Source organism: Olleya sp. KJ81-1, from assembly GCF_055808135.1.
This window is the reverse complement of record NZ_CM147854.1, coordinates 816,108-835,328: the sequence shown is the minus strand read 5'-3', so window position 1 is coordinate 835,328 and position 19,221 is coordinate 816,108. Positions and strand designations below refer to the sequence as shown.

Genomic DNA, 19,221 nt, shown 5'->3' with positions numbered 1-19,221 from the left:
TTAGACCTTTACAATATTTACATATACAGTAATTGTAAAGCATAAAAAAAGCACAATGATTACATTGTGCTTTTAAGTACTATATACAGTGAGTGGTTATATTTTGTTTCCGTATATATCCAATTGTACCACAGGTTTCCCTAATTTTTTAACTTCCTCAAATTGAGTGGCTTTGTCACCAACTACTAGATATACCATTTCAGACTCGTTTAAATATTGGTCTATAATTGCTTGGTAGTTTTCCAAACTCATAGATAATAATTCGTCTTGATCTGTGTCTAAAAAATTGTCGTCTTTATTGTATTTACTAATGCGTCTTAAAATACCTAATTGTGCGCCTAAACTTTCATAAGCTCTAGTATTACCTTTAAGAATTTTGTTTTTGGTTAACTCGACTTCAGTGTCTGTGAAGCTATCTTTATAATCTTTAACCATGTTTTTAATGATTTCTAGAGACTTTAAAGTTGCATTGGCACGAACACTAGATCTAATAGCAAAAGGACTAACAGCTTCACGATTTGTAATACCAGAATACGCACCATAAGTATAACCCTTACCTATCCTTAGGGTCTGAAATAAGCGACCACTTGATCCACCACCTAAGATTTCGTTTGCAAAATCAAGATTGTTAGCGTTTTCGTCTTTTCCAGATAACGCTAATTTACCAATATATAATACCGATTGTTTAGCATCAGGAACGTCTACAAAATATAGTGTTCCGCCTGTATTAGTTGATTGAACCGCTAATGTTGGTACATTTATAGTCTCTCCTTCCCATGCTTTTAAAGGACTTAAAGCAGCTATGGTTTGCGTTTTGTTAATCGCTCCAGCAATATGGAATGATGCCTTTTTAGGAGATAAATTTTTATAATAAGCTTTTAAATCCTCCATTGTAATGTCCTTGGTACTTTGTAAAGTTCCAGAACTATTAATTCCAAAACGGTTATCCTTACCATACATTAATTGGTCAAATATATTAGATGCAATTGCATTTGGATTGGCTTCGCTACCTTTTAAACTGGTTTCTAACGCTTGTTTTAGTCTACTAAACTCACTAGCATCCCAACGAGGTTCTAAAATAATCTCTTTAACTAGTTTTATAGTCTCGTCTAAATTTTTAGTTAAACACGATCCTGTAATATGAAAATCCTCATTTGCACTATACATATTAATATTAGCACCTAATAAACCAATAGCCTCTTCTAAATCTGCAGCAGTTTTTGTTTTTGTCCCTTGCATCATCAAATCGCTAAATAAATTAGACACACCTTCTTTTCCTTGTGGATCTAATAATTGTCCACCAGGAATTGTAATATCAAACTGCACTAAAGGGACTTCGTTATTTTCTATACCATATAAAGCCATTCCGTTTTCTAACTCACCTTTCCAAATAGCAGGTGCTTTAAATACCGGAAGTTTACCAAAATCAGGTTCGCTTCTATCAAATTTACTAGGCGTTTTCTCGTAAACCGCTTCTTCACCTTGACTCACCTCCTCGTTAGCGACGTCTTGTTTAACCTCTTCAATCCAAACCGTTGCTTCTTTACTTTCAGCTACAGCTAAATCTAATTGCCCTTTAGGTACAACGCTAGTCATTACAGCATGTTTACCTTTTAAGTACGTATTGTACACACGCATAATATCTGCTTCTGTAACAGCATTAGTTAATTTGGCACGTTCTGTAATAAAACTAGGATCACCATTAAACTCGTTATCCTGAACTAATTGAAATGCTTTATTTAACACAGTACTTACACCTTGATATAAATCTGTTTCTAATTGAGCTTTGATGCGTTTTAAATCTGCCGAATTTACTCCGTTAGTTTCAAAGCGTTTTAAACCATCATCAATAGCAGACTTAACTTGATCTAAATCTGTTCCTGCATTAGCACGTACTCTAAAAACAAACTCGCCTGCTAATTCACTGCTATTTTGATAAGTGCCAACGTTAGGTGCTAATTTTTGTTCTTGAACAATCACATTATATAAAGGTGATTTTTTACTTCCGCTAAGTAATTGACCTAAAATATCCAATGCATAAGTGTCTTCATGATAGTTTTTAACTGTAGGATACACTAGTCTTATTTCTGGTAGTTTAGCAAAATTGTCTTCAAAGTATAACGACTTAGTTTCGTTTAATACAACAGGTTCAAAGTTTTGCTCTTCAACTTCTGGTCCACTTGGGATTTCGCCAAACCATTGTTCAACCAATTTTTTAGTTTCGGCAACATCAATATCTCCTGCAATAACTAAAGAGGCATTTTTTGCACCATAATACTGTTGGTAAAAGGCTTTAACATCATCGATAGTTGCTGCTTGCAAATCTGGTAAAGCACCAATAACTGTCCAACTATAAGGATGTCCATCTGGATATAGGTTTTTTCTAATAATCTCGTCTGTATAACCGTAAGCTGCATTATCAACACGCTGACGTTTTTCGTTTTTAACCACTTGCTTTTCGCGCTCTAAAGCAGCTTCTGTCACAGTGTTAATCATATAACCAAAACGATCTGAATCAATCCACATGATTTTTTCAAATGCGTCTTTAGGAACAACTTCATAATATACAGTATAATCATTAGAAGTTCCACCATTACGACTTCCTCCCCATTCTGGTATCATTTTACGATTGGCTCCAACAGGAACATTCTCTGAGTCGTTAAAAGACATGTGCTCAAAAAAGTGAGCAAATCCTGTTTTACCTGGTTTTTCTCGGTTAGAACCTACATGCATTAAGGTAGCAACAGCTACAATTGGGTCAGAATGGTCTTCATGAAGGATTACTTCTAAACCATTTTTTAAAGTAAATTTTTCATAATTGATTTTAAAACCTTCGGTTTTTGTAGTTTCAGTGGTACCTGAATCTTTGCAAGAGATTACTGTTAAGGACATTAGCAGTAAAGCAATTTTAATTGTACGCATTATTTAAAGTTTTTTTGATTGTGGTTTAAAGATAATCAATAATTTTTTGTCTTAAATTTTTAATAAATTAAATGGAAATGAAATTGAATTTAATTATCTTTAAGTAATCTTAAAATCTAAATATATGGATATCAATTTTGAATATGACAAGGTAAAAGCAAGTGAGGCTTTAGAGGAATTTACCACTGAAAAAATCCAAAAACTTTTTAATAAATATGAATTTATAGTACGTGCTGATGTATTTTTTAAATTAGAAAATACTAATGACGATAAATCTGGTAAAATTGCAGGTATTAGACTTAGTGCTCCTGGTCCTAGATTATTTGCTGAAGAAAGCAAAGAGACTTTGCACAAAAGTGTTAGTGAAGTTGTCAATCAATTAGAAAGACAATTAGCCAAACGTAAAGGAAAAATGAATACGCATTAATTAATGCTAAAATGTATATAAAAAAAAGCGACTTAATAAAGTCGCTTTTTTTATGCATTATTATTAAACAGATAACTGTTTAAACTTAATACCTAAAGTTGTTTCTACCTTTTTAAGATCATTATGCTCATTACCTAAAATTAAGGCAATAGATTCTCCTTTTTTACCAGCACGTGCTGTACGACCACTTCTGTGTGTGTAATACTCAGTATGTTCTGGTAATTGATGATGAATTACAAATGCTAAATCATTAACATCAATACCTCTAGCAGATACATCTGTAGAAATTAATAATTGTAAGGTTGTATTTTTAAAAGCACGCATGACTTTATCACGCTCTTTTTGTTGCATATCACCTTCTAAAGCACCAACGTTAAATCCTTCGGTTTCTAATTGATGTCTTAGTGCTTGTGCACCAGCTTTTGTTTTTGTAAAAATTATTCCACGTTGGTTTTCTCTGTCTTCTAAAAGTCTAATTAATGTAGAAGATTTTTCGTGCAACGTCGTTTCAACAAAATAATGAGATATATTTTGGTTTACTACACTACTTCTGTCTATCTCTAGTCGTATAGCTTCGTCAGCTATGTAACGCTTAACAATATCCTTTAAATCGTTAGACATTGTAGCACTAAATAACCATGTGTTTTTTTGACCAGTAACGCCTTTTAAAATAGTAGTTAAATCATTTTTAAACCCCATGCTTAGCATTTCATCTGCTTCGTCTAAAACAATTGTTTTAACTTGAGATAAATCTACAGCCTCACGCGTCATTAAATCTACTAATCTACCTGGAGTAGCCACTATAATGTGTGTGGTTCTAGCAACGTTACGTAACTGAATGTCTATTTTTTCACCACCATATACACCTTCCAAAAATATTTTAGAGTTGTTATACTTGGTGAATTTAAATAGTTGTTTTTTAATTTGCTGAACCAATTCTCTAGTAGGCGCAATTATTAACGCTTGTACAGCATCTTTTTTGGGATTAATTTTATGTAGTAATGGCAGTCCAAAAGCAGCTGTCTTTCCTGTTCCTGTTTGTGCTAAACCAATAAAATCGGTTGATGATTTTAATAACATAGGAATCGCTTGTGCCTGAATTTCGGTTGGCGATTTAATCCCTAATTCCTTAAGAGATTTTATATAGTTTTTATCTAAACCAAGGTCTTTAAAAGTCATAATTAAATAGTAATTAGTCTGTGTTATTAATATGTTTTTACAAAAGTAAGCAACTGCAAACTGCGACTGAATACTGTTACATTTAAGATTTAATCTTCTGGTGGAAAACCATTGATTTCTTCAAAAATCTCATCAAAATTAGTACGTAAATAGGCGTTTAATTTTTTACGATAATCGTCTTTTAACCATTCTACAAAGTTAAACGTACTTTTACTAATACACTTAGTATATCTAGAAATACGGTAATCTATATCGTCACCCAATAATTTAGCTAAAGCTAATGCATCCCATAAATCCTCACTATTTTCTGTACAAATATGTGCGTGATGTTGGATGGAGCGCTCTAATACAACTTTAGAGCTTTCTCCTGCTCTAATACTATCAATGTAGCATTTTTTAATATCAAAATACACATGGTCAGATTTTTTAAATTGCTCGCGCAAATCCTCTGGCATTTCATATCTAAAATTGTTTTCAAGTTCTTCATCACTTAAAATACCATCTAAATAATAATTTGGAGAACGGAAAATTTTGTGCCAATCTAAGTCACTTCCCCAAGGTCCAAATCTGTGTAAGTTGTTACCTAAATCGATAACTATAAACTTATTTTTATTTTTTAATATACGCGATCCACGACCAATCATTTGGTAGTATAATGTCAACGACTTGGTTGCTCTGTTAAGCATGATACAGTCTACTGTTGGCTCATCAAAACCAGTGGTTAAGATACTTACCGATGTTAGTATGGCATCTGGCGTTTCTTTAAACCATTTAAGTATGGCTTTACGCTCTTTTTTAGTATTATTATTATCTAAATGTGCTACAGGATATCCAGCACGTCTAAAGGTATCATATACGTGTAATGATGTATTAATACCATTATTAAATATTAATGTTTTTTTACCTTTACAACGTTCTTCATAAGCTTGTATTAGCTTAGTTAGCATATCTGTATTGGTATATAAATCTTCTGATGATTTTACGGTATAATCACCATTAGCTCCAACCACTAAAGAGGTTAATCCAACGTTGTATGAAAATATTTCGGCACGTGCTAAAAATTCATTCTCAATTAAAGATTGGATGGTTTCTCCAACGATTAGCTCGTTATAATTATCCTTCATTGGAAGGTTAATATTACTACTTAAAGGTGTCGCAGTTACACCAAGAATAAACGATTTTTCAAAAAACTTAAATAACTTAGTAAAACTATTGTAATGTGCCTCATCAATAATTACTAGTCCAATGTCTGAAATATCTAGCTTATTATCTGTTAAACGATTATTAAGTGTCTCCACCATTGCTACAAAGCAATTAAAATCACCTTGATCACTTAAATCTGCTTTACTATCTACAATTTTATTACTTACACCAAATTCTGAAAGCATATTTGATGTTTGCTTACATAATTCTATCCTATGTGTCATTACTAACACTTGTTTTTTGTGGTGTTTTAAGTATTGTCTTACAATTTCAGAGAAAATAACTGTTTTTCCACCACCTGTAGGTAGTTGATATAATAGATGATAATCTTCAGGCGCTTCTTCAAAACATTTAAAAATCTTATCGATTGCTCCTTTTTGGTAACTATAAAGACTTTTTCCTTCTGTACGTTCTTGTAATTCTAGAGTTTTAGTAGACATTAATTAATTGCAATTTTTAAATTTTAAGATGTGCAAAAATACAACGATTTAAAGGGTTTCAACGACTATTCTTCAAAAAAATTATTATACCTATTTTTACACAACCATATGAGCGATAAAACCGATAACTTTCAGGCCCAATTTAGTGGCTTTTTTAATACACCACATTTATTTTTTTCTGAAATAAATACTATGCAACCTTTTGTTAAGCAATTAGATAGATCTTTTGTTTTTAATAGAAAGGTTAGACCTAATATTAGGTTAGGACAACGTGTAGAACAATTTGTGTTTGAGGAGTTAAAGCATTTTGATGACATTTCTGTTTTGTCAGAAAATATCCAAATACAGGAAAATGTTAACCAGACTATTGGCGAATTGGACTGCATAATATTAAATAATTCGGAACCAATACATTTAGAAATTCAGTTTAAATACTATCTATATGATGCCAGTTTAGGAAGCACTGAAATAGACTGTTTAATTGGACCTATGCGTCGAGATAGTTTAATTGAAAAATTAAATAAACTTAAATTAAAACAACTACCACTACTCTATAATACTGCTACAAAACCTTACTTAGATAAATTACAATTAAATGTCGATACCATAAAACAGCAAATATATTTTAAGGCGCAAATTTTTGTGCCTTATGGAAGTAACATTACGTTTAAAACGTTAAACAACACCTGTATTTATGGCTTCTATTTTAATTATAAAGATCTAATTTTGTTTAAGGATTGTAAATTTTATAAGCCTCAAAAAACCGATTGGTTATTAGACGTGAATAGTCATGTTAATTGGTTGACTCTAGATCAAATAGAGCCACAATTAATCATATATCAATCCGAAAAATATTCACCTTTATTATGGCTAAAGTTTCCTAATGGTCAAATAACAAAATGCTTTGTGGTCGCATGGTAATTTGATTTATTAGAGTAGTTTTGTAGCCTTAAATCTTTTTCCCTAACTAATATTAGTAATTAATCCGGTTTCTTATTTTTTGAAAACACACAAATACATCAGGCTTTTAACAGTTGCTTTGTTATTACTTATTCAGATTGTTTTTTTATCCATGATAATTAAAGAACAATACACAGCAAATAATGTATTGATTAGTACTGCAATTATAGTAGTTATCCTATCTACCTTTTTTGGTTACCGCTATTTAGATTTACATCATCACAAGTATAATTATGAAAGGTTGTCTGTTGTAATTTGGGTTCCGATAGGTGCATTACTGTGTTATATAATTAATATATACCTTGGTTTGGGTAGTGTATTGGCAGCAGGAATTATTGGTGTTTTAGCCTCATTTACACCAAAAATAAATAGCCAATCCAATTATCTAAAAAAACTACCAACAGTAATATATTGTGGTGCTTTTGTTGGCATGTCCAGCGCACAAATAACACCATCTATAAGTTTTGTAATTGCTGCAGGTAGCATTACTGGGTTGTTATATATGCTGTCTAAAAACTTGTTTCTTGGAATTGGAGGTAAACTTGGTGCTTTAGCTTTTGCAGGTGTCATTATTGTATCATTAATACACTGGTTATATTTATGAATGTTATACTTATAATATTAGCTAGTATATTAGGAGCTACTGTAACGTTTTACGTAAGCGAACAGTTAAAACAAGGTCCAGTCAGGGCGTCTGCCTTATTATCTTTAATAATTGGTTTGTTTTTTTACTGCTTTCCTAATGTATTAAATGTGTATCTCACTCAAAATATTCCGTTAGTATTTATTGGAGCCTCATTTATTGGAATGGCTTCTCCAAAAGGTAAAAACAACTATTTATTGTTAGCTTTTGCTGGCCTTTTATTTAGTATAGTTTTCATAAATAAAAGCGCTTTTTTTAAAGGTTATGGTGGTGCTTTAGGCACATTAGCTTTTATTGCATTAATAACAACACTGTTCTTTGCACATTTGCTTACTCATAAATCTAAAATGCTATCTAAATTTAAATGGATGAAAAATAAAGTGTTTAAAAATGAAAATAATTAATTGTTTTACGCAATCGTCTTATTAATCACACGCACTTATTAAATAGTCTTTTAATTTTATTACATTGTAGGTCATTAATGTTTTAATTGAAATTTTAAATAATGAAAAAACTAGTATTCTTTACTCTTTCCTTACTACTGCTAGCGTCATGTAAAACAAATCAAAACGGAAGTAGCGAAACAACACAAGTTGCCTATCAAAAATCCCGTTTGTATGATCAGGAAAATAATAGAATAAGTGAATCTAAATTTTACAATCAACTATTAAAAAACCAAGATTTATCATGGGCTTATGTGTCCAATAAAACAAAATTTGATAAACAATTAGTACCTGCTCAAAAACATGGTGTAATATCAAATAAAGCAACTATAATAAAGCAATTAAACAATACATTAAATATTGATATTGCTAGTGACAAACCTATAGTGATTATTTATTACCCAGGAAAAGACCCTTGTAATTCTAGTGGGTCTGCAACAAAACAAACAAGAGCAAAAGCACAACAAGACTTTGAAGATAAATTACACACATTAGCACAAATAAAACCTATCTATTTGTATAAAAGTATTGATGGTTTAGCGGATAAATATGATCTATCTAAATGGCATCAAGATCCAGATGGTTTAATCGAAAATTTATTTTTTGAATACCATTATCCATGTTCTAGTTATTTAGTGATTTCAAAAGATGGCGAATTTACAAGTAACTTTGGAGAAATTATTTATTCTGAAATATTAGCAACAACCAAAAGGCTTAATCAATAGTTAATAACTACTAACAAAACCCTTTTATTTAGTTAACTTATTCACTTATTTTGCGACTTTAAAAACTGAAAATTAAAGCCTAATTTTGGCGCTTTAATATATTAGCGCAATACACTAATCCTTTGCGCTTTAATAACTAATAGACCTTATAAAATGAAAGTCTGTATTGCCGAAAAACCATCTGTAGCTAGAGAAATAGCTCAAGTATTAGGTGCCAACTCTAAACGTGATGGTTATTATGAAGGTAATGGCTATGCAGTAACCTATACTTTTGGTCACCTTTGTACCTTAAAAGAACCAAACGATTATAAACCGTATTGGAAAAGTTGGGATTTAAACAACTTACCAATGTTACCAGAAAAATTTGAAACTAAAGTCACCAAAGATTCTGGGATACAAAAGCAATTTAAAATTGTTAAAAGCCTTTTTGACAAAGCAGATGTGGTTATAAACTGTGGTGATGCAGGAACAGAAGGAGAATTAATCCAACGTTGGGTTATTGATCAAGCTAAGTATAAAGGCGAAGTACAGCGTTTATGGATTAGCTCTCTTACAACCGAAGCAATAAAAGAAGGTTTTGAAAAACTAGAACCAAGCAAAAAATACGACAATCTATATTACGCAGGTTTTTCGCGTGCTATTGGAGACTGGCTACTTGGTATGAATGCTACCAGACTATATACAGTCAAATATGGTGGTTACAAGCAAGTATTAAGTGTTGGACGTGTACAAACACCAACTTTAGCAATGGTTGTAAACCGTTGGAAAGAAATTGAAAACTTTAAGCCTCAACCCTATTGGGAACTGCAAACCATGTATCGCGATACCTTGTTTAGCTATGAGGAAGGTCGTTTTTTAAAAATGGAAGATGGAGAAAAGTTAGCTAATATTGTAAAAGCACATGACTTTGAAATCGTCTCTATTACCAAGAAAAAAGGTAATGAATATGCGCCAAAATTATTTGACTTAACAGGATTACAAGTGTATTGTAATACCAAATTTGGATTTTCTGCAGATGAAACCCTTAAAATTGTTCAAAAACTGTATGAAATGAAGGTGGTTACCTATCCTAGAGTAGATACAACCTACTTACCCAACGATATTTATCCAAAAGTACCAGGTATTTTAAAAAACCTAACACAATACGCGACTTTAACAGCTCCTGTTTTAGCTAAAAAAATTAAAAAATCTAAAAAGGTTTTTGATGACGCCAAGGTTACAGATCACCATGCCATAATCCCAACTGGTGTACAAAGTAATTTACAATATAACCAACAACAGGTATATGATATTATTACACGACGTTTTATTGCTGTGTTTTACGACGATTGTAAAGTGGCTAATACCACAGTCATAGGAAAAGCCGAAACCGTAAACTTTAAAACCACTGGTAAAGAAATACTTGAAAAAGGATGGCGTGTTGTATTTGAAACTAAAAATAGCACAACAAAAGAGCAAGGTCTATTACCTACTTTTGTTAAAGGTGAAAAAGGACCACATGAACCTAGTTTTTTAGAAAAGCAAACCAAACCGCCTAATCAGTTTACAGAGGCAACACTACTTCGTGCTATGGAAACTGCAGGAAAGCAAGTGGACGATGACGAGCTGCGTGATTTAATGAAAGAAAACGGTATTGGTAGACCATCCACACGTGCAAATATTATTGAAACACTGTTTAGACGTAAGTACATAAAACGTAATAAAAAACAAGTATTACCAACCATTACAGGCATCCAATTAATAGATATTATTAGTAACGATTTGCTTAAATCAGCCGAGTTGACTGGTCTTTGGGAGAAACAATTAAAGGATATTGAAAAAGGCGAATATTCTGCTGCTGCTTTTATTAAAAACATGAAGCATATGGTAGATCAATTAGTCTATGAAGTACGAAGCGAAAAACTTGAAGCTAAAATAAGCTACACTAACAATAAATCAGAAAAATCCACCAAAACAAAATCTAAAACCAAAACTGGTACTAAAGGTATTGTTGGTAAAGCTTGTCCTAAATGCAAACAAGGACAAATTTTAAAAGGAAAAAAGGCTTATGGGTGTACCAATTATGGTAAAACATGTGATTTTGTATTACATTTTAGTTTTGGTGAAAAGAATATATCCGAAAACCAATACAAACGTTTATTGGACAAAGGATCTACCGTTAATTTAAAAGGTTTTAAAGTCGAAGGTGCAACTGTTGAAGGTTTGCTGCGTTTTGATGATAATTTTAAACTTAAATTAGAACCTAAGCAAAAAAAGCCTGCAAAAACAAATACAGCTTCAGAGACTAATCCATGTCCTAAATGTAAAAAAGGAACGATTATAAAAGGAAAAACAGCTTATGGTTGTAGTGATTATAAATCGGGTTGTGATTTTAGATTTAGCTATGACTTAATTCGCGAAAAAGCTAATGGACAACAACTTACAAAGGATTTAGTTTTCAAAATTTTATATGGACACTAAGCACAAACACTTTAAAATATACAAACCTTATAGAATGCTAAGTCAGTTTTCTAGCAATGCTGCTAAAGAACAGAAAAAGCGATTTTTAGGAGAATTGGGTGATTTTCCGGAAGGCATTATGCCTATTGGTCGTTTGGACGAAAAAAGTGAAGGTCTACTCCTACTTACCACAGACGGTAAACTAAGTGACCATGTTAACCAATCCGGAATTGAAAAAGAATACTACGCCTTAGTAGATGGCGACATTTCCGCGAAAGCGATACAACAATTATCCGAAGGTGTAGAAATAGGATTTAACGGTAAAAAATATATTACAAAACCTTGTAAAGTCACAAAATTAAAGGAATTACCTGAGTTACCAGAACGTTCCAAAAAAATAAGAGATGCTAGACATGGTCCAACATCATGGGTCTCAATAACTTTAACGGAAGGTAAATTTAGACAAGTCCGCAAAATGACTAGTGCTGTAAATTGTCCAACCCTACGTTTGGTGCGTGTTAGAGTTGGAAATATCACTCTTGACAACATGCAAGTTGCAGATGTTTTGGCAATTAAAAATCTAAACCAACTACTTTAACGTATCTTTAGTTTTTATAGCAAGAGTAATTGTTAAAAACATAGTACTTTTGTTTTAAATATTAACCTATTTCATGATACAATACGCACATTTTTTTTACGATTATTTTAGAGATTTAGGACTAACTAGAGTTACATCTAAGTACTTAAATATGTTGGTGTTATTGATTTTAACACTAATCTTTATTTTAATTTTAGATCTATTAGTTAGAAAGGTTTTAAGGCTGATTTCGGCTAAAATTGCATCACGAACAAAATCAAATTTTGACGACTTATTAATTACTAATCGTGTCCCTAGAAATATAGCGCATATTCCAGCTTTATATACTGCAATAAAAAGTATTCCGCTAGTATTTAATGACTTTGCTAATCTGCATTTGCTTTTTGAAAAATGTATGCAAGTGGCAGGAATCGTTTTAGGGCTTTGGATTGTAAGAAGTATACTTAACACTTTAAAAAATTACTTTAAAACTTTACCTAGTTTAAGGGATAAACCAATAGATAGTTACATACAAGTTTTTATGATATTTGCATGGATACTTGGTGCTGGATTGGCTATGACTGTTCTGGTTGGAGGAGATTCTCTATGGAAGTTTATCACTGGTTTTGGAGCTGCAACTGCTATTATATTATTAATATTTAAGGATACCATTTTAGGTTTTGTAGCAAGTATACAAGTGTCTATAAATGATATGGTTCGTATTGGTGACTGGATTACTTTTGAAAAATTTGGTGCAGATGGAGATGTTATTGAAATTAATTTAGCAACGGTTAAGGTTCAGAATTTTGATAATACGATTACGACTATACCAACGTATGCTTTAATATCAGACTCGTTTAAAAACTGGAGAGGAATGACAAACTCTGATGGTAGACGTATCAAACGACATATGTTAATCAAGCAAACGTCTATCAAATATCTAAATAATGAAGATATTGAACGTTTAAAAGAAATTGAAATCATATCCACTTATCTAAGTACCATGCAAGACAAGATTAATAATTTTAATACATCTCATGGTATAGATAAATCTTCATTAATTAACGGTCGCAATATGACTAATATTGGTGTTTTTAGAAAATTTATACAGACGTATTTAGAGCAACATTCTGCTATTAATAATAACATGTTGTTAATGGCAAGACAACTACAACCTACCTCTCAAGGTGTGCCTCTAGAGATTTACTGTTTTAGTAAAGACAAACGTTGGGAAAGTTATGAGTACGTTATGAGTGACCTTTTTGACCACTTCCTTGCTGCTGTACCTTACTTTGATTTAGAACTTTTTGAATTGCCTAGCAACAGTACTTTTAAGTAAATTACTTTTATAATTTTTAGAAAAAGTTAATAAATAGTTAATGTGATTTCATTTGTAATAGTATTACTATTATCTTTGCAATCAAATAATTATTTATGCATAGTTTACTTTCAAATTTAAAAATTAATATAAACGACAAAATTTACCTTAAAGATCCAGAATCTTCTGATTTAGGTAAGCGTATTGTTGAAAACAGTATCCAATTAATTGATGAGATTGGATTTGACTTATTTACGTTTAAAAAATTAGGTACTAAAATTGGATCTAACGAGAGTAGCATTTATCGTTATTTTGAAAGCAAACACAAACTACTAATCTATCTTACCTCTTGGTATTGGAGCTGGTTAGAGTATCAATTGGTTTTTGCTACTAATAGTATTGCAAATCCAAAACAAAAAATTGAAAAAGCTATTGAGGTCCTAGCACAATCTGCAACTTTAGACTCTAATTTCTCTCATATTGATGAGGTACTTTTAAAACGTATCGTAATTAACGAATACTCTAAATCATACCTAACTAAAGAGGTTGATAACGAAAATAAGGAAGGTTATTTTCTAGTATATAAAAGACTGGTTACACGACTGCATGATATGGTATTAACCATTGATAAGGATTATCCTTATGCCTTTAGTTTATCAAGTACTGTTATTGATGGTGCATTGCATCAGCATTTTTTAAAAGACCATTTTACAACTATATCTGATCTTAAAAAATCAGACGATCCAACTAACTATTTTAAAGATTTAGTTTTCAAAACCCTTAACATCTCAACAAATGAGTAAAAAAATCTTAACTGCTTGGCAACGCTTTATTAGCCTACTTAAATTAGACAAAAAAGACGTCAGACAAGTGTTTTTCTATGCCATTTTTGCAGGATTAGTAAACCTATCGTTACCGCTTGGAATACAAGCTATTATTAATTTATTACAGGCAGCTCAAGTTAGCACATCATGGATAGTATTAGTCGTATTAGTGACTTTAGGTGTTGTTTTTGTTGGTGTACTACAATTAATGCAAATAAGAATTATAGAAAATATTCAACAAAAAATATTTACAAGAGCCTCTTTTGAGTTTGCTTACCGTTTTCCTAAAATGAAAATGAGCGAATTAAATGGTTATTATCCACCAGAATTAGCTAATCGTTTTTTTGACACAATAAATGTGCAAAAAGGTATTGCCAAAGTAATGATAGATTTTCCGGCTGCAGTATTACAAATTGTATTTGGATTAATGTTATTATCCTTTTATCATCCCTTTTTTATAATTTATGGCGCTTTACTTTTAATCTTAATTTACGTAGTATTCAAGTTTACTGCAGAAAAAGGGCTAAGAACAAGTATCGACGAGTCTAATCATAAATACAAAGTAGCACATTGGTTACAAGAGATTGCTAGATCTATTGTTAGTTTTAAATTATCTGGTAAAACAAGTTTAGCACTTAATAAAAATGACAAATTAGTTACTAATTATTTAGAAGCTCGTGAGAGTCATTTTAAGATATTGGTCGTGCAATTCATTCAGTTAATTGGTTTTAAAGTTCTAGTAACTGCAGGATTATTAATGATTGGTGGTGCTTTAGTACTTAACCAACAAATGAATATTGGTCAATTTGTTGCTGCAGAAATTATTATTCTATTAGTAATTAATTCTGTTGAAAAACTAATATTAGGACTAGAAACTTTTTATGATGTTTTGACTTCTATTGAAAAATTAGGTAAAGTCGTTGATAAAGAATTAGAACCTCAGGATGGCGAAATTTTGGACGTAGACCATAATGACTTTAATATAGAATTAGATAATGTGTCTTACAGTGTTAAGGACAGAAAAAAGCCAATTTTACAAGATGTTTCTCTAAAAATTAATGCAAAAGACCGCATCTTAATTCAAGGTAATAGTGGTTCTGGCAAATCTAGTTTGTTAAAATTAATAGCTGGAGTAATTAGTCCAACAAATGGTAGTGTTTATGTCTGTGACAAATCGCTGACTAGCTTAAATATAAATAGTTACAGACAAAATATTGGTCAAACTCTAGTTGAAGAGACCCCATTTGAAGGCACCCTTTTACAAAACATAACCTTTGGAGATACAGACATTACAAGCCAACAGTTGGATTGGGCTATACAAAATGTAGGCTTAAAAGACTTTGTAAAACAGTTACCAAATGGTTTAAATACAATGATTTATCCAGAAGGAAAAGGCGTATCCTTTACCATATCTAAAAAAATCATGTTAGCTAGAAGCATCGTTAAAAACCCTAAATTACTAATGCTAAAAGAGCCTCTTGATCAATTTGAAGCTAAAGAAGCACAACAACTAGTCAATTTTTTAAGTCAACCAGAACATCCTTGGACACTTATAGTAGTTAGTCAAAATAATATTTGGCATTCTAAATTAGACAAAGTTATCATTTTAGAAAAAGGTCAAATAATTAACACAAAATAGCATGTTAAATATTTCAACAAATAGCGTCAATAAAAATGTTGACATCAGTCGATATACTTCGGTACAAAGGGCATTAACCAGAAGACATTACAAGCATTTTAATCGTTTACTTATCATCTTTGGAGTAATTGGTATCATTATATTGTTTCTTCCTTGGACCCAAAATATAACAGCTTCAGGTTTAGTAACCACTTTAACGCCTGACCAACGTCCTCAAACCATACAATCACCTATTCCTGGACGTATTGAAAAATGGTTTGTTAAAGAAGGGGACTTTGTAGCTAAAGGTGATACGATTTTATTTATTTCGGAAATAAAAAACGAATATTTTGATCCTAACTTGGTTGAAAGAACAAGTCAGCAAATAAAAGCTAAATCATCATCAGTACAATCTTATGTTGGTAAAGTCAATGCTTTAAACAATCAGATTTCGGCTTTAGCCAATGAAAGAAAATTAAAACTTGAACAAGCCGAAAATAAGTTGTTACAATCTAAATTAAAAGTAAAAAGTGATAGTATAGATTTTGAAGCTTCTAAAACTAATTTAGGCATCGCACAAAAGCAATTTGAACGTACACAGCAATTGCAAACCGAAGGTTTAAAAGCAGTTACAGACGTAGAAGAAAAACGTTTAAAATTACAAGAAACTCAGGCTAAATTAATTTCGCAAGAAAACAAATACTTAGCTGCTCAAAACGAGATTATTAACGCTAAAGTAGAGTTAAATCGTATTAGTGCTGAGTATTCTGATAAAATATCAAAAGCACAAAGCGATAAATTTACTGCAGAATCAAGCGGTTTTGATGCAGAAGCACAAGTCACAAAATTAGAAAACGATTTTACTAATTACTCGATGCGTAATGATATGTATTATATTAAAGCTCCTCAAGATGGCTACATAAACAAAGCTATTAAAGCTGGTATTGGTGAAACATTTAAGGAAGGCGAACAATTGGTTGGTATATCACCTTCAAATTTTGATATTGCTATTGAGACGTTTATAAACCCAATAGATTTACCTCTAGTACACGAAGGCGAAGTTTTTAGGGTTCAGTTTGACGGTTGGCCTGCAATTATATTTAGTGGCTGGCCTAACGTGTCCTACGGAACATATGGTGCAAAAGTTGTAGCAATAGAGCGTTTTATTAGTCCTAACGGGAAATTTAGAGTGCTTTTAGCTCCTGTTGAAAATGAGCACAAATGGCCTGAAGCTATTCGCGTTGGTTCTGGTGCCAGAGCTATTGGATTATTAGAAGATGTGCCAATTTGGTTTGAATTATGGAGACAATTAAATGGCTTCCCTCCTAACTATTATCAACCAACTGATAATAAAACAGCTAAAGCAGACAAAAAATAAATATGAAAAAAGTTATTTTATACATAACAATTATTATCCCATTTGTACTGCATTCTCAAACGTTGGATAGTTTAAGTTATACCGAATTTTTAGGCTATGTTAAGCAATATCATCCTGTTGCTAAACAAGCCGATTTATTACTTGATAGTGGTCAAGCTTCTTTAATGAAAGCACGAGGTGGTTTTGACCCAAAGCTTGAAGCCGATTTTAATGAAAAAGATTATAAAAACACCGAATATTATGAGCGTTTAAATGCAACATTTAAAGTCCCAACTTGGTACGGAATAGAACTTAAAGCTAACTTTGAGGAAAACACAGGCTATTATCTAAACCCAGAAAACACAGTCCCTGAGGATGGATTATTTAGCGCAGGAATTGGATTTTCTTTAGGACAAGGGTTATTGATAAACAAGAGAATGGCTGACGTTAAAAAAGCTAAGTTTTTTAAAGAGCAAACTCAAGCAGAACGTAAATTACAAGTAAATCAAGTCCTTTATGACGCATCAATAGCTTATTTTGATTGGTTACAAGCTTATAATGAAACTAAAATTTACGAGCGTTTTTTAGCTAATGCTAGCATAAGATTTAATGGTATACGATCAAGCGTTTTAGCAGGAGACAAAGCAGGTATTGATAGTTTAGAAGCTGGTATTGTTGTTAAAAACAGAAAGCTTGAACTTGAACAAGCAAAAGTAAAATTATTAAAATCGCGTTTGGAGGCTTCTAACTTTATTTGGTTAAACAATACGCCTGTTGATATTAATCAAACCGTAAGTCCTGTGACCACTTTGGAAGCAGATATTGACCTAGTTTTAGGCATCAACACTATCCAAGGTTACAATTTAGATAACCATCCAAAATTATTAGCTTTAGGTAGTAAAATAGATGGTTTAGATGTGGATAGACGATTAAAAGCTAACAAACTTTTACCGGTTATTGATGCTCAATATAATTTTTTGTCAGAAACTCCAGATCAAGTAAATACGTTTAATGCTGCATCATATAAAGCAACGATAAATGTTGCATTTCCTTTATTTTTAAGAAAGGAACGTGGTGATTTAAAATTATCTAAACTAAAATTACAAGATGCCCAATTTACATTTGCAGACACCCAACTTCAAATAAAAAACAAAATTGAAGCTATTACGCAAGAGTTAGAGTCTTACAAGACTCAAAACCAATTAATTAAAACAATAGTTGCGGATTACAAAACGTTGCTTAACGCAGAAGAACGTAAATTTAGCTTTGGTGAAAGTTCAGTGTTTTTAATAAATAGTAGAGAAAATAAATTGATTGAATCTCAAGTAAAAGCAATACAATTAAACAATAAATTTTATGCTACAAAAGCTAAATTATTTAATAGTTTAGGTCTAGTACCTAATTAAATTATTCGTCGTTTTTTGGATTTGGATCAGCTTCAGATTTGTCTTCTACCTGAGATTTTAACTTAAGCACACTACCCTCTTCTTTAACAACAACAATGGATGCTTTAACACCTGTTGCTAGATTCCATTGGTTTGAAACAATAACATTCCCATCTTTATCCAACACCTGAAACTCTGCTGTATTTGGTCCAGAAGTTCCTTGGTTTAAAGCCTGGAAATCTATTTTATTAATACCTTCATCTAAAGATATTAATAAGCCATTAAACCCTGAAGTTAATGTCACACTTGGTACCATAATATCATCATTTAAAAAGACACGTATAGCATCGCCATCAGGATATTGATGATCTCTGTAGATTATGTTAACAACTTTAGCTGATGTTTTATATTCTCCTAAAAATTGATTAACTAAGCTTCCATTATTAGATTTTTCGTCGTCTTCCTTAAACTTAAGTTGCTTTTTTAATTGTTTATTAAACAATTCTGCTGGATTTCTAAAGTTATTATCCTCTTCAATCATCGAGAACTCTTTTTTAGGCTTAACAGCAGTTTGCACCTCTTTAGGCGCAATAATTTCATTGTTATTTGCAGCATCAGGTTTAACTGTTTCTGCTTCTGGAGCAGGCTCTATAATTAATTCTGGATCATCTTTAGGGTCTTCAGATTCTATTGCAGGAATGGCAAAACCATTACTCTCACTATCTATTTGGGCATAACCCAATAGTGAAACGCTAAAAAGA

Annotated in this window: 16 protein-coding genes; 12 read left to right on the top strand and 4 right to left on the bottom strand. The window is 31.7% G+C overall.

What is annotated here, in order from left to right; genetic code table 11:
- Positions 1–96: 96 nt before the first annotated feature.
- Positions 97–2,922 carry a M16 family metallopeptidase gene (locus tag AC0L3M_RS03870; protein WP_473431897.1) on the bottom strand — a complete coding sequence of 942 codons (2,826 nt, stop codon included), beginning with the start codon at positions 2,920–2,922 and terminating at the stop codon, positions 97–99.
- Between the two features lie 124 nt (positions 2,923–3,046).
- On the opposite strand from AC0L3M_RS03870, the gene hpf reads away from it, so the two are divergent.
- Positions 3,047–3,349, top strand: coding sequence for a ribosome hibernation-promoting factor, HPF/YfiA family (gene hpf, locus AC0L3M_RS03865; RefSeq protein WP_028282178.1), 303 nt, complete (start codon positions 3,047–3,049; stop codon positions 3,347–3,349).
- A 63-nt stretch (positions 3,350–3,412) separates the two neighbouring features.
- On the opposite strand, the gene AC0L3M_RS03860 is transcribed toward hpf, so the two are convergent.
- Together AC0L3M_RS03860 and AC0L3M_RS03855 are read right to left on the bottom strand one after the other, a co-directional pair.
- Positions 3,413–4,531: a DEAD/DEAH box helicase gene (locus AC0L3M_RS03860; protein ID WP_473432469.1), complete on the bottom strand. Its 1,119-nt coding sequence runs from the start codon at positions 4,529–4,531 to the stop codon at positions 3,413–3,415.
- 86 nt (positions 4,532–4,617) lie between these two features.
- Complete coding sequence (locus AC0L3M_RS03855; RefSeq protein ID WP_145001668.1) at positions 4,618–6,171, bottom strand: DEAD/DEAH box helicase; 1,554 nt, start codon at positions 6,169–6,171, stop codon at positions 4,618–4,620.
- A gap of 108 nt (positions 6,172–6,279) precedes the next feature.
- On the opposite strand from AC0L3M_RS03855, the gene AC0L3M_RS03850 reads away from it, so the two are divergent.
- The 11 genes from AC0L3M_RS03850 (at position 6,280) to AC0L3M_RS03800 (ending at position 18,481) form a co-directional block, all read left to right on the top strand.
- Positions 6,280–7,092, top strand: coding sequence for a DUF1853 family protein (locus tag AC0L3M_RS03850; RefSeq protein ID WP_473431896.1), 813 nt, complete (start codon positions 6,280–6,282; stop codon positions 7,090–7,092).
- A 79-nt stretch (positions 7,093–7,171) separates the two neighbouring features.
- Positions 7,172–7,735: a hypothetical protein gene (locus AC0L3M_RS03845; RefSeq protein ID WP_473431895.1), complete on the top strand. Its 564-nt coding sequence runs from the start codon at positions 7,172–7,174 to the stop codon at positions 7,733–7,735.
- On the top strand, positions 7,732–8,178 hold the full coding sequence (locus tag AC0L3M_RS03840) for a hypothetical protein (protein ID WP_473431894.1): 447 nt from the start codon (positions 7,732–7,734) through the stop codon (positions 8,176–8,178). The genes AC0L3M_RS03845 and AC0L3M_RS03840 overlap by 4 nt, the downstream gene beginning before the upstream one ends.
- A 101-nt stretch (positions 8,179–8,279) precedes the next feature.
- Positions 8,280–8,942, top strand: a complete 663-nt coding sequence (locus AC0L3M_RS03835) for a hypothetical protein (protein WP_473431893.1) — start codon at positions 8,280–8,282, stop codon at positions 8,940–8,942.
- A 153-nt stretch (positions 8,943–9,095) separates the two neighbouring features.
- Entirely contained in the window at positions 9,096–11,402 is a 2,307-nt protein-coding gene (locus AC0L3M_RS03830) for a DNA topoisomerase 3 (protein WP_473431892.1), read from the top strand.
- On the top strand, positions 11,392–11,979 hold the full coding sequence (locus tag AC0L3M_RS03825; protein WP_473431891.1) for a pseudouridine synthase: 588 nt from the start codon (positions 11,392–11,394) through the stop codon (positions 11,977–11,979). The genes AC0L3M_RS03830 and AC0L3M_RS03825 overlap by 11 nt, the downstream gene beginning before the upstream one ends.
- 73 nt (positions 11,980–12,052) lie before the next feature.
- Positions 12,053–13,297: a mechanosensitive ion channel family protein gene (locus tag AC0L3M_RS03820; RefSeq protein WP_473431890.1), complete on the top strand. Its 1,245-nt coding sequence runs from the start codon at positions 12,053–12,055 to the stop codon at positions 13,295–13,297.
- Positions 13,298–13,392: 95 nt separating this feature from the next.
- Positions 13,393–14,079, top strand: a complete 687-nt coding sequence (locus AC0L3M_RS03815) for a TetR/AcrR family transcriptional regulator (protein ID WP_473431889.1) — start codon at positions 13,393–13,395, stop codon at positions 14,077–14,079.
- On the top strand, positions 14,072–15,739 hold the full coding sequence (locus AC0L3M_RS03810; protein ID WP_473431888.1) for a peptidase domain-containing ABC transporter: 1,668 nt from the start codon (positions 14,072–14,074) through the stop codon (positions 15,737–15,739). The genes AC0L3M_RS03815 and AC0L3M_RS03810 overlap by 8 nt, the downstream gene beginning before the upstream one ends.
- Before the next feature lies 1 nt (position 15,740).
- The gene (locus AC0L3M_RS03805; protein ID WP_145001659.1) at positions 15,741–17,096 is read left to right on the top strand and encodes an HlyD family secretion protein; all 1,356 of its coding nucleotides are present in this window, start codon (positions 15,741–15,743) and stop codon (positions 17,094–17,096) included.
- A 2-nt stretch (positions 17,097–17,098) separates the two neighbouring features.
- Positions 17,099–18,481 (top strand): TolC family protein, encoded by a 1,383-nt coding sequence (locus AC0L3M_RS03800; protein ID WP_473431887.1) that lies wholly within the window; start codon positions 17,099–17,101, stop codon positions 18,479–18,481.
- Between the two features lies 1 nt (position 18,482).
- Here AC0L3M_RS03800 and AC0L3M_RS03795 read toward each other — a convergent pair whose 3' ends face one another.
- Entirely contained in the window at positions 18,483–19,202 is a 720-nt protein-coding gene (locus AC0L3M_RS03795; RefSeq protein WP_473431886.1) for a hypothetical protein, read from the bottom strand.
- Positions 19,203–19,221: the final 19 nt, after the last annotated feature.